This is a genomic window from Zunongwangia pacifica (assembly GCF_023499215.1).
GTDB lineage: Bacteria > Bacteroidota > Bacteroidia > Flavobacteriales > Flavobacteriaceae > Zunongwangia > Zunongwangia pacifica.
Genome location: NZ_JAKHSK010000060.1, coordinates 1 through 13,695 on the forward strand (window position 1 = coordinate 1; position 13,695 = coordinate 13,695).

The following is a 13,695-nucleotide window of genomic DNA, read 5'->3' on the forward strand; positions in this document are numbered from 1 at the left end:
CCTCTCAGGACCCCTACCTATCGTGGCCATGGTAAGCCGTTACCTTACCATCTAGCTAATAGGACGCATGCTCATCTCTTACCGTAACCTTTAATCATCACCTGATGCCAGATCATAATACCATGAGGTATTAATCCACGTTTCCATGGGCTATCCCTCAGTAAGAGGTAGATTGCATACGCGTTACGCACCCGTGCGCCGGTCGTCAGCAAAGTGCAAGCACTCCCTGTTACCCCTCGACTTGCATGTGTTAGGCCTGCCGCTAGCGTTCATCCTGAGCCAGGATCAAACTCTTCATCGTTGTTTCTTTAATATGTTACAATCAAATAAATGTTTTCCTTCTCAAGAAGTCTAAAGCTCAAAAGTTTGACTCTTTATAGTCTTAATTCTTAATCTTTACGCTATACCAATTTCAATAAATCAAAATCGGTATCGTCTAGTCAATTCAATATGTCAATGAACTTTTTAAAAGTCCGGATCCAATTAAAGATCCTTTCGTTGAAATCTAAGGTATCGAACCTTAACATAACCCCCCAACCGGTATTTCTTTTACTTCACTATTTTAAGAACTTTTTGGCTTTTCCTAAAGCGGCTGCAAATATACAACTTATTTTTAAACCTGCAAGAAAAATTTTATTTTTTTTAAAAACTCAAAACAAAACCTTTTCCCTAAAAACCTCGCCGGTAAAGCGGCTGCAAATATACAACTCTTTTTCTTTAACCACCAAAACTTTTTTAAAGTTTTTTTTCAGCACTTTTAAAAGTAAAAAAATCAATGAACTCCCCACAAGCACTGCCCTTGCAAGCTCCCTTAGCGGGGCGCAAAGATACTGGCTTTTTTAAATACAAACCAAATCTTTTTTTAAGTTTTTTTACTCCTTTTAACCCTAAATCTTCAATGAACTTCTCGCTTCTATAAACACCACCTAAGCGGCTAAGCGGGTGCAAATATAAAACCGTTTTTTGGTTACACAAGGCTTTTTAAAAATTATTGATTTTTTACGAAAATCGCATGGAATTCAAACCAAATTCACCAATTAAACAACCCAAACACAACTTAACATTAGATTAACATTCAATAAATGATAAATCATTCCGAATATCATATAGTAATCCTACTGAAAATTATAGAAAAAAGTTCCAAACTAAGCCAAATCGCACCATAAAATCATTGTGCGGATATCTTGGTGCAGAGAAATTATTATTCCCATCAATTAAGAAATTTAGATTTTCCAGCTTAAAAAATATTCTTGCCTGATCCACTTTTCCATTAAAAAAGAAATCTACTACAGGATAATTACCAAATTCCGAAGTATTTTGAACATAGAATTCTGCTAAAACAGGATCATAGGCATCCATCTGATAAGAAGAAAAATAACGGAGACTTAAACCTGTTTGCAAGTATAAGGCTTTATCAAACCAAAAATCTTTATAATAAAAGGTATTTCTAGTGACTAATTCTGGCAAATTAAGGACATCTCCACCATCTGAAATCTTTTGATAAAGTATTGTATTATCTAAGGCAAACTTTCCGAAAGTAAACTCTCTTTGGGCTTTCAATTTAAAATATCGTACATCTCCGCTAAATTGAAATGGTTTAACAACTGTATCTTCATTACGAGAGAAGTAGGTGTAATTCTGAATTTGTGTAATTTCACCACTAAATTCTGCAATCATCTTAGCTGATAATTCAAAGAAAAGGCTTTGTGCGTTTTCGTTTTCAAAATCATTCTCCCAATTATAATTTATATAATCGCTTTGATAGAGTAAAAAATTTAAATTCGGTGCCCTACTGGTTTGTTTTATCCCAAAGTTTAAGAAATTATTCTCATCTAGCCTGTAACCTGCTGAAGCCAGAATATGGTTTCCTGAAAAATCATCTCCGAAATTAAATGATACATCACCATGAAGATTGAACCCAGCTAAATAATTATCATAACTTCCACCAACATTCACGAGCCTTCCTTCTAGCCTATCACCTACGACTCCATTTTCTCCTATAAAAACAGAATCATACCAATAGTCTAAAAATGAATATCCTGCCCTTCCTGATATCTTACCTAAAACAGAATTCTCAAAATTTACTGCTATCGTATTATCCAAATTGCGGTATCGGGTTTCATCATTAAGATTAGTACTCTGAAAAGCCTCTCCTAAAATAGCCGTAGCCGCAGCCGATTGAAGATATTGGAACTTTTTATATGAATAATTCAATCTATGACTAAAATAAAGCTTATTCTGAAGGGTGTCCTGTGCTCCCGTTAAATAATATTGATGATCTAAAAAGAATCGCTTACCATATAAGGTACTCTCAGCATTTTCAAAATTAACATCTAGAACTGAACGATCATCAAATTCAGGCTCTTTACTTATATATGAAGCTAGCGCATCATCTGTTAAGCCTCCATTTTCTTCATTAAGCAAATCCTGACTTACAAAATGTGCCTTCGCCCTATATTTTCTATTTTTAGTTTGATAGTTTAGCGTTGTCCTAAAATTACCTGTACTGGTAAGAATATGTCGATAACGTCCAAGCGCACGTACGCCTTTATAAGCGATACTAAAATTTAAGCGCTCTGAAGTATTTACCGTAAAAAACGCATCTAATTGCTGCCCCTGTTCAGGTACGGTTTTAAAATACAACTCTGTTAATGGAGTTGGAACATGATAATAGTTAATATCCTTGACTTCCATAAAATTATAATGACGAGCCCTAGCTCCAAATTTGGGCATCACGGAATTAAAATCTCTAAATTCGGTAAGCTGATTATAAGTTTGCCCTGTATTAGCAAATGGTAAAAGACCAAAAAGGTCTTTACGCAAGTAATTAAATTTATAATCTTTTTGAATCGTTAGAGAAGTGTCGACATAAGTGGTATTATTTTCTATAGATATAATTTTAAAAAGATCTATTGTAGGCTCTGCCACAGAATCATTAGACTTCTCATTACCTCTTCTCTTAGGTAATTGTTGCTCCTGCGCCGTACCATGATAACCAATAATTACAAACGTGATTAGAAATAGTGCTTTCTTCATTTCAAAAATTATGTGACAAAAGTATAAAAATAACGTAAGCAGACGAGAATTGGTATAAAACAAAAAAACCACCCAAGTTTGGGTGGTTTTGTGTTCTTATTTAAAAATCAATCGGAACTAAATACCGTAACCAGGATTTTGCTCCATACTTGAATTGGCATCCAATTCACTAAGAGGAATTGGGTAAGCTAATCTAAAATCCCCATAAGGGATAGTTTTATCGATATTTTGTAAAGCATCTACCTTCTCTATACTCATTTCGTTTCTAAGAAGATCCCAATAATACAAACCTTCAAAAATAAATTCTTTTCTTCTTTCCATTAAGAAATTTTCAGTTGTAGCTTCACTGTAAGTTAGATCAGCCGGATCCTCGTTGGGATCATCTGGTGTTTTTGCTCTATTCATCGGGATCATATTCAACCAGGTTAAAGCTTCTCCTGCCTGACCAAGATTTAATAAAGCTTCTCCATAATTTAGGATTACTTCTTCATATCTAATAATAGGAACATTTGAAAATTGCTCTGGATATTTATACATATTTCTTAACAATTCACCTTCATATCCTAAAATATCCTTACGTACATCACCTTCAGCATAAAGATTTTCAACGTTCGGAAGAACCTGAACATCCCCATAGGTTCCCCCTCTATAAATAAACGATAATGAATTACTACTCAAGTTGTCAGTTTCACTAAAAGCCAGCTCAAATATTGAATTACCTGTACCATCTTGATCAAAGGAATCTACATATTCGCCTTCACTTATAATTGTATAATTACCTGAATCGATAACTAGTTTTGCCGCATCTCTAGCTTCCTCCCACATTCCAAAATAAACAGCAACCCTTGATTCAAAGGCCTTAGCTACATATTTAGATAAAAATTCTTTAGAAGAATCATAATAATCTTCACTCATTAAATTATAAGCCATTTCAAGATCATTCATAATATCCTCAATATTGGAATCGATAGTTTCTCTAGTAGGCGCATCGTTATCACCCTTAAACTCTTTAATATAAGGCACACCTAGTGATCCACCTACATGTTGCTGACCATATGTTTTTAATAAATCAAAATGAGCTAATGCTCTTATAGCATACGCTTCACCTTGAATATGTAAACCTAGATCTGCATTCCCTTCTAATGATTCAACATCTGTATTAATTAAAATATTTGCATTTGCTATAACGGCATAAGCATTATCCCACATGTAGACACTTGAGGGCAAATATAAAAACCCTGCTTCTGTCAAAAATCTACCAGAATTCCCATTAGAAAATGTATTAGTTGTTCTAACTTCGTTTGTGATAATATAGTCCCGACCATAATAACCAGAACTTGTCATTCGGTTTAAAGCTCCATTTAACAAAACTTGCATATCACTCACACTCATGACAGCATCTTCTTCTCTATTTGATTGCTCCAAAGAAGGATTTAAATCAGAAGTATTACACGCATTGAATAAACCTAAGCAAGCAACAGTTCCTATATAAAATATATTTCGTATTTTCTTTTTCATTTTTTTAAAATTTTAGGTTAACACCCAGTACTACAGATTTAATAGGGGGAGTAGTGATACTTGTAAACCCAGTAGCATCCACCTCTGGATCATGTTGTAAATTATCATCCTTCACCCAAGTGTACAAGTTCATTCCTCGAACATATAGTCTTGCTCCAGTTAATCCAATTGGTTCTAATATTTGAGGCTTGAAGTCATATCCTACAGTAACATTCCTTAAACGAATAAAATCTCCATCATATAGATACTTAGTATTATATCTCCAAGGCTCACCTCCGTTAGACATTTTAGAAACTCTTGTAATATCACCTGGTTCCTGCCATCTGTTCATCAATGTAGAATAACCATTATAAACACTGCTAATATATCCATTGGTTTGGTTAAGATATAAATGCCAAGATTCATAAACCTTATTACCACCAGCATAGTAACCATTAGCATCAACAAAAAATCCTTTAAAATCAACATGAAAATTTAAACCTGCAGTAAATTTTGGTAACGCACTAGACCCCTGATAAACACGTTGAGCATTATTATAATTGCTTGTAATTTCATCTCTAGATGCATCAGTATACCAAGTATCTACACCTGTATCAGGGTCTACTCCTGCCCAAGTAGGCATAAACCACTCATTAACCATAGTTCCAGATGCAGATCTTTGATAAGAAGTACTAGAATTCGTTACCGGAACTTCTACACCATTTAAATCTTTACTTACTTCTAAAACTTCATTTTTCACCGTTCCTAAATTACCTCCCAAAGAAATATTAAAATCCTCCGAACGTACAATGTTTCCATTAAGCTCTACTTCAAAACCTTGATTTTCCATTCGTCCAATGTTTCTGAACTGGCTTGAGAAACCTGTTGTCATTGACAATGGAACATCTAAAAGTAAATCTCTAGATTCTCTTTTGTAATAAGCAAATGATCCTGTTAAACGATTTTGAAACAATCCAAATTCTATACCCGCATCAAATGTTCTACTTGTTTCCCATGTAAGATCTGGATTACCATATTGTGGAGGATATCCTGCTCCTGCTCCTGCATAATTAGCGTCATAATTAACAAGTACCTGATACTGATTCACATTAATATTAGCATTTCCTGTTTTACCATAGGAAGCCCTTAACTTCAAATTATTAACAAAATCACTACCTTTTAAGAATTCTTCACGATGTAAATTCCATGCAGCACCTACAGACCAGAAATCCCCCCATCGCCTATCACTAGCGAATCTTGAGTTACCTTCCCTTCGATAAGTACCGTTCAAAACGTACCGGCTATCAAAGTTATATGACAATGTACCTAAGTAAGAGGCAACTGCCCAATCTGTAAAATCTGAATATGCTCCGGTTGGATTTCCTGCTACTGCAAGGTTAGTCAATCCATCTACAGCAAAATTATTTCCTGATGCGTCTATATAGTTCCTTCTGAATTTTTGAAATTCTTGAAGTATCTTCAGATCAAAATTATGATTTCCGAAATATAATCCATAATCTAGAGAATTCTGAAATACATAAGTTGCAGTATTCCTACTGATCACATAACCATCACCATCTGTTTCAGATCCATCACCAAGTATTCTATTATTATAAGTTTTATAATTATATACCTGATAGTCTACAGAAAATCTTGAGGTAAATGATAAATTATCAATTGGTGTTTGCCAAGAAATAGAGTTATTGGACAAAATTCTCGTTAGTTTTGTCTCATCCACATCATTCCGAGTTATAAAAATCGGATTTGGTAAACCAGTATCTAAATTAATTGATCCATCTTCATTATATGGCTGGTCTAACGGAGACATAAAGTATTTAGCCGTATGCGGAGATGAAAAATACGCACTTCCCTCCAATATTCCATTTTGGTAAAGATGAGAAGCTGTATTGGCAGTACTAAATTTAAAATTCTCAGAAATATCTTTAGTAAAGTTTAATGAACCTGAAATACGATCAAATGAAGCCCCTATAACTGTCGCTTCTTGATCATAATAACCTAATGACGCATAAAAATTATGATCCTCTCCACCACCAGTTGCAGAAATAACATGTTCCTGCATTGGTGCATCCTCATTTTGAACAGCTTTAAACCAATTCCCTTCAGGACGACCTTGCTCATTCCAATCTAAATAAGATCTCCCAAAAACTCCCAAGTTATCTTCGTAAAATTGCTTGGCCTCGTCCCTTGAAAAACCATATTCAGCACCATAGTCGTTATAAATACCTTCGTAATACAAAGTCTCTCTCTGAGCTCCGGTTAAAGGCTGCGGTCCATCTATGGCATTGTTCGTAAAACCATAATAAGAACTAACATTTATAGTAGTTTTTCCAGCTTTTCCGCTTTTTGTAGTGATTACAATTACACCATTTGCCCCTCTAGCCCCATAAGCAGCTGTTGCAGAAGCATCTTTTAATACCGTAATACTCTCAATATCATTAGAATTTAAACTGGCTAAAGGAGAAACAGTAGAGCTTCCTAAACTATTACCATTATTATCTTGCGATAGATTATCGTTAACTACTGGCACCCCATTTATAACATACAAAGGATCATTACCCGCATTTATAGAACTAATACCTCGTATCCTAATATCCTGAGTAGATCCGGGAGTACCAGAAGTAGAACTAATTTGAAGACCAGCTACCTTACCCTGTAATGCTTGATCTACACTGGCAGCTGGAGTTTGCTGTAATGTTTCATTACTTATTTGAACAGCAGAACCTGTCATATCTTCACGTTTCTTGGAAACATACCCCATTACCACAACTTCATCCAAAGCTGCTGCATCTACAACCATAGTTGCATTAATGGTGCTGGAAGATCCAACTTTAATTTCCTGACTTGCGAAACCTACATAGCTAAAAACTAAAGTAGCTCGCTGCGAAACAGATATAGAATATTCTCCATCAAAATCTGTCTGCACTCCATTATTCGTACCTTTCTCAATCACATTTACTCCAGGAAGAGGAAGTCCGTCCTCATCAACTACAGTACCAGTAATTGTTTTTTCTTGTGCAAAAACTAATTGCACTACTAACACCATAAAAAGTGTTAGCAATCCATGTAATGTTTTTTTCATTATTTCGTTAATTTGAATTAGCCTGAGCCAAAAATCATAATAATAACTTAATAAACAAAATATTTCTAATTAATTTTTCCTATTTAATTAACATTAATTCCAACTAAAACGTTTTATTATTTTTTATTTGCTAAGTATTTTTTACAATAGATTCATATTTTATTAATAAATGTAAGCAGTCTATTTATTTATAATTTAAAACTTCTAGCTGAAATTTATCAAAATCATAACTAATCATCTACTTTTAAAAAATAAATAAATTCATTTCTAAACTTTAAAATACAATTAGAAACAACAACTACGGTTTATAATAAAAAATCATAAAACACTATTAAAAACACCTATATTTAACAAAAATTTTAATCTTATATTATTCAACTAAGTAAACTACAAACCAATACTCAGTAATCTGTGATTAAACTTTTAAAATATTTTAAGGATGATATTATTGAATGCGGAACCGATGAAGCCGGAAGAGGTTGTATTGCAGGTCCGGTGACCGCTGCTGCGGTTATTCTTCCTAAAACATTCAAAAATGATGTTTTAAGAGATTCAAAAAAGCTAACACATACTAACCGAACAGCATTACGCAAAATTCTGGAGAAGGAAGCTTTATCATACGGGATTACTCATATCTTCATGGAAACTATCGATGAAATTAATATCCTGAACTCGTCCATACTTGCCATGCATAAATCCATAGAAAAACTTTCCCCACAACCTGAACACATTATTGTAGATGGCAACAGGTTCAAACCATTTAAAAATATACCTTATGAATGCATTATTAAAGGAGATGATAAATATCTGAGTATAGCGGCTGCTTCGATTTTAGCAAAAACTTATCGAGATGAATATATGGAAAAAATACATGAAGAATTCCCGATGTATAACTGGAAAAAAAACAAAGGCTACCCTACTAAGGAACATCGTGAAGCCATTAGGAAATATGGAATAACAAAATATCATCGGAAAAGCTTTAGACTTCTTCCTGAACAACTTGAAATGAAATTTTAAGCCTTAACGCTAATTAGTTAAATTTCGGGAATGTAATGTGCACCGCATTCCTTAAGCTTTATACTATTTTTAACTGTTTAACTTTATACATCATAAAAAAACCAGAGAGGCGCTTGCCTCTCTGGTTTTTTTATGATGTAGTTAAAACTGTCAACCTATTTTAGGAAGACTCAATAGAAAAATGTGGATTAACTAGAATAGCCTGAATTCTGTACCATATTAGGATTTATATCCATCTCTCTTTGAGGGATAGGAAAAGCTAATTCATTAGCACTTCCGTAAATCAAAATTCTATTTTCGGAATTTTCTCCTTCCCCGATCTGTTCTGGCGTTCCATCCGGTGCCCATACAGGAATATTTTGCTCGGTTCTTAACATATCGAAGAAACGTTGACCTTCGAAAAATAGTTCTTTTTTTCTCTCTTCCAGTACATCATCAAGTGTAACTTTGCTATATGCCGAGATACCTCTATTTACTGCAATTTTATTTACAAGCTCGAGAGCCTCACTATTATTACTATTTAATCTTAAGCTCACTTCAGCTTTAGTTAACAACACTTCTTCATAACGAAGCATCTTAATACTGTTGTCCCCTCTTATAGAAGGATACTTATATTCAACAAAATCTCCACGAAACAAATTCAAACGAACATCATTTTCATCAAAATCGCTTTTCAAATCATCTAACGGATGAATATCACCATATCCCGCACTAGAATACATATAAGCGATTGAAGTTGTCCCCAAACGAGCCTGATTACCTATGGCAAGCTCAAATAAAGAATTTGCATTAGACAAATCTTGAGAAAAAGAGTTCACATACTGATCTTCGTTCGCTACAGCATAGGAACCTGAGGCAATGATATCAGAAGTATACTCATAAGCTTTTTGTAATCCTTCCGTAGTTCCTCGATATAAATAAAATCTTGACGCAAGACCTTTGGCAGAATAAACATTAATTAAATCTTTTGTTCCTGGTTTATTAATTCCACTTTCTTCTAACAACTGTATACCTTGCCCAAAATCTGCTTCTATTTGTGCATAAGTTTCCTCTAAACTGGCACGAGCTGGTTTTACCGAAGGATCGTAATCTAGTAAAATAGAAATTCCTAAATTCCCACCAGTGTGTTCTTGCCCATACAATTTCAAAAGGTCAAAAAATACCATAGCTCTAAAAACATAAGCTTGACCTTTAGTATTTTTAATTTCCTCATCTCGATTTGTATTTGTATAATCTGAATTAATGATAGTATTAAGTTCACCTATCACCTTATACATTTGGGTAAAAGTATCTGTCGCATAAGCATCTGTACTAATCATATTATAATATGCAGGACCTCTAAACCTTCCTGATCCACCATCATTATAAGCAACATCTCCGCGTACAGTACCATAAATTATCATATCCCTACCATAATAAGTAGCATCTGTAGCATCGATAAAAGCTCCATATAGCAACGCATTCAAATCGTTTACCGAAGTAATTTCCTGAGGTGTGGTGGAAAATTGCTTATTTTCTAAAAAATCGTCTCCACATGATGACATCATTACCATTAGGCATAATATCATTATATTTAAAAATTGTCTTTTCATTGTAATCTTTTTAAAATGATAATTTAACTCCCATGGTATAACTTTTAAGCGCTGGCAAATCCAGATTAATGATACCATTTGATCTTGTTTCAGGATCCCATTCTAAATCATCGTCGAACTTATGAGTATAAATATTAGTCCCCCTTACATACACCATAAATGAGTTAAACAAATCGCCGTTTAAAACATTTGCCAAATCGTAACCAATTTGTAGATTACTTAGCCTTATAAAATCACCATCATATAAATACCTTGTAGAAGTGGCATTATTTTGGTTATTTGTATTATATACGGTACGCGGATTTTTTGCTATATCACCAGGCTTTTGCCATCTATCTAAATTATTCGCATAACCTGGATAATTTAAATTATACACTCCTCCACTTTGCAAATAAGTAGCCCAGCTATCATAAACTTTGTAATCTAATGCAAAGGTGAATAAACTTTGAAGTGTAATTCCTTTATAACTAAAAGAGTTATTAAAACCTCCTGTATAATTAGGTAAAGAATTCCCCTGAACAGCTCTTTCCGCCTTGCTGTAATCACTGGTAGTTTCTCCTCCCTTACCGTTTACATACCAAAGAGGATTACCATTTGCAGGATCAACACCAGCCCATTTTCTCATAAAATAAGTATTGATGCTTTCTCCCTCACGAAGTATTTTAGTTCCACTAATTACATCATTTTCTACAAGATCCAGTAGCTCATTTTGCACATAAGATAAATTCAGTCTGGTATTCCATTTAAAATCATTATCAAAAATCTGTGCTCCAATACTTGCTTCAAAACCCCTGTTTTCTAAAGAACCAGCATTTGTAAACTGGCTAACCTGCGTTGTACCATCTTCGAGTTCTATATTAGCTCCACTGGTTAAGGAAAGCGGAATAGCATATAATAAATCTTCAGTTTTCTTAACAAAATAATCGAAAGTACCGGTTATTCTGTTATCTAAAAATCCAAAATCGACTCCAACATTAAATGGTTTGTTTTTTTCCCAGGTTAGATCTGGGTTTTCAACACCTCCTACATATAAAGGGATACGACCATTATACTGCCCGTCGAATTTAAAATATGCCAAACTTGAAGTTGAACCTATAGAAGCATTCCCTACCTCACCGTAACTAGTACGTATTTTTAACTGACTTACTGAAGTATTTCTAAAAAATTCTTCCTTAGCAATATCCCATGCTAAACTTACTGAGTAAAAATCTCCCCATTTATTATTTTTAGCAAAATTAGAGTTTCCTTCTCTTCGGTAAGAAGCATCAAAGAAATACTTATTGTCGTAATCGTAAGTAAGGTTAATTAAATACGCAGCGTTAGTGTACTGCTCTCTCTTACCTAAAGCTTCTAGGTTATTAGAACCAACAGACACAGTAGTAAATCCCTCTTTACCAAAACCCTCTGAAGCAGCAGAAACATCACGGTATTGATTTTTTTGCGCTTCCTGAACTAAAAGAATATTAAAATTATGATCTTCTTCTAAAGTGAAATCATATGACAATGTATTTTGAAAAACATAATTAAAAACACGTGTATCATAAGCGTAAGCCCTACCCTGAACAGAAAATCCATCCCCATGTCTAGGATTTTGATACTCATCTTCTTCTATCACTGTATTATCCAAAGATAGACGAGAAGTGTAAGTTAGGTGATCTGTAATTTCATAAGAAAAATCGGTTATACTTTGCAATTTTAAGGTTTTAGCCTTTGCAAAGTTATTTTCAAGTAACATGGGAACATTAAAAAGTCCATTTGATAAACGCGGATTATTAAGGTCATTTCCTATAAAGAAGGATCCATCTTCATTGCGAACAGGATCAGAAGGACGAGCAAAATATTTAGCTAGCATAGGGTTTGAAAAACCACCCCCATTTGCTAAAGATTTCATATTAGAAAAACTTGCGCTGATATTTTGGCCTATGCTAATTTTATCACTTAAATCATAGTCGATTTTTACCCTTCCAGAAGTTCTATTGAAAAATGAATTTTTAATAATACTTTCCTGATCAAAATACCCAATAGATGAATAATACCTTAATCGATCAGTTCCTCCAGTAACAGAGAAGTTAGCCTGCTGCTGCATAGCTGAACCTCTTTCTACAGCATTCGCCCAATCACTATTAATTCCCTTAGGATTAATATTTTCTTGTACATAATTTGCATAATCTTCACCTAATACATTTACTAAGCCTTCGTTAGTAATTTCTGCCCATTCAGAAGAATTAAGCGTACCTGGCCCATCCACCGCTTTTTCGTTAAATCCAGTCTCTAAGCTTAAATTAAATTTAGGAGCTCCAGATTTTCCCTGTTTGGTGGTAATAAGAATCGCACCATTCGCAGCTCTTGCGCCATAAAGTGCGGTAGCTGATGCATCTTTTAAAATTGAAATCGACTCTATATCATTATTATTAATACTTGAAAGAACATCTGCACTTGTGCTATTTCTGGTATAATCACCTGAAATTACCGGTACACCATCAATCACATATAATGGGCTAGTACCTGCATTTAAAGAACTAATCCCCCTAATCTGCACAGACGATTTAGCACCAGGTTGTCCACTACCTCCAGTGACAACAACTCCGGTAGAGTTCCCTTTCAACATATCGTTTACAGATACGATTGGACGATCTTCAATTGCTTTTGCAGTAACCACCGATGCTGCACTAGTTTCCTTTACTGTTTTCTTTTTACCATATCCAGTAACGATAACTTCATCTAAAGCCGCTGCATTTACCTCCATGGTCACATCTATTGTAGACTGACTTCCCACCTTGATGTTCTGAGTTGCAAAACCAACATAGCTAAAAGATAATGTTGCTCCTTCTGAAACTTCAATTTTATAATTACCATCAAAATCAGACTGAACACCATTCCTGGTTCCTTCTTCAATAACATTTACGCCGGGCAATGGTAAACCCTGGTCATCGATAATAGTTCCTCTAATTTCTTTTTCTTGGGCTAGTATAGTTTGTACTGCCAATAGGAGAAAAAGCATTAGGATTTTTCCCAAATTTTTCTTCATTATTCCTTAATTTGTTTTTAAGCCGCCAAATTTGACTATAATTAAAATAGAAGCATTGATTTTTCCTTAATAGTTTTTAACAAAAAGAGCACAAAAACGTTATAGTAAAACAGTTTAACCTAAAAACACTTACATACGTTAACATTTTATTTTAAAGATTTTAAAACAAAATACCGATAAGGCCAGGAGAGGATGCATTGCAGGTCCAGTTACAGCTGCTGCGGTAATATTACCTACAGATTTCAAGAATGAATTTCTAAGAGACTCAAAAAAAAACTAACGCATCAAAAGCGAGTATTATTAAGAACTCGTTTAAACTTTTTCCTTTTTGAAGGGTTTGAACTTTTTCAAGGCTAATACAATAAAAGCAAGATAGTTAAACCCTTTCCAGCTTGCCACGGTAGTATCAAACCTGTTTAGTAACG

At 34.2% G+C, this 13,695-nt stretch carries 7 protein-coding genes, 1 rRNA gene and 2 pseudogenes; 2 read left to right on the forward strand and 8 right to left on the reverse strand.

All coding sequences use genetic code 11. The features are described 5' to 3' along the window. The 5 genes from L1967_RS21310 to L1967_RS21330 form a co-directional block, all read right to left on the reverse strand. A 16S ribosomal RNA gene (locus L1967_RS21310) occupies positions 1 to 301 on the reverse strand; the annotation flags it as partial. A gap of 434 nt (positions 302 to 735) precedes the next feature. Continuing rightward, positions 736 to 975: a hypothetical protein gene (locus tag L1967_RS21315; protein ID WP_249603520.1), complete on the reverse strand. Its 240-nt coding sequence runs from the start codon at positions 973 to 975 to the stop codon at positions 736 to 738. Between the two features lie 150 nt (positions 976 to 1,125). After that, complete coding sequence (locus tag L1967_RS21320) at positions 1,126 to 3,036, reverse strand: putative porin (RefSeq protein ID WP_249603521.1); 1,911 nt, start codon at positions 3,034 to 3,036, stop codon at positions 1,126 to 1,128. A 117-nt stretch (positions 3,037 to 3,153) separates the two neighbouring features. Continuing rightward, entirely contained in the window at positions 3,154 to 4,554 is a 1,401-nt protein-coding gene (locus tag L1967_RS21325; protein ID WP_249603522.1) for a RagB/SusD family nutrient uptake outer membrane protein, read from the reverse strand. 4 nt (positions 4,555 to 4,558) lie between these two features. Continuing rightward, on the reverse strand, positions 4,559 to 7,633 hold the full coding sequence (locus L1967_RS21330; protein ID WP_249603523.1) for a SusC/RagA family TonB-linked outer membrane protein: 3,075 nt from the start codon (positions 7,631 to 7,633) through the stop codon (positions 4,559 to 4,561). Between the two features lie 411 nt (positions 7,634 to 8,044). On the opposite strand from L1967_RS21330, the gene L1967_RS21335 reads away from it, so the two are divergent. Further along, positions 8,045 to 8,650, forward strand: a complete 606-nt coding sequence (locus tag L1967_RS21335; RefSeq protein ID WP_249603524.1) for a ribonuclease HII — start codon at positions 8,045 to 8,047, stop codon at positions 8,648 to 8,650. A 188-nt stretch (positions 8,651 to 8,838) separates the two neighbouring features. Here L1967_RS21335 and L1967_RS21340 read toward each other — a convergent pair whose 3' ends face one another. Beyond that, on the reverse strand, positions 8,839 to 10,242 hold the full coding sequence (locus L1967_RS21340; protein ID WP_249603525.1) for a RagB/SusD family nutrient uptake outer membrane protein: 1,404 nt from the start codon (positions 10,240 to 10,242) through the stop codon (positions 8,839 to 8,841). 10 nt (positions 10,243 to 10,252) lie between these two features. After that, positions 10,253 to 13,270: a SusC/RagA family TonB-linked outer membrane protein gene (locus L1967_RS21345; RefSeq protein ID WP_249603526.1), complete on the reverse strand. Its 3,018-nt coding sequence runs from the start codon at positions 13,268 to 13,270 to the stop codon at positions 10,253 to 10,255. Between the two features lie 148 nt (positions 13,271 to 13,418). On the opposite strand from L1967_RS21345, the pseudogene L1967_RS21350 reads away from it, so the two are divergent. Continuing rightward, a pseudogene (locus L1967_RS21350) lies at positions 13,419 to 13,576 on the forward strand (ribonuclease HII); the annotation flags it as partial. A 6-nt stretch (positions 13,577 to 13,582) separates the two neighbouring features. Here the strand turns inward: L1967_RS21350 and L1967_RS21355 are convergent. Beyond that, positions 13,583 to 13,695: pseudogene (locus L1967_RS21355) on the reverse strand (IS5 family transposase); the annotation flags it as partial.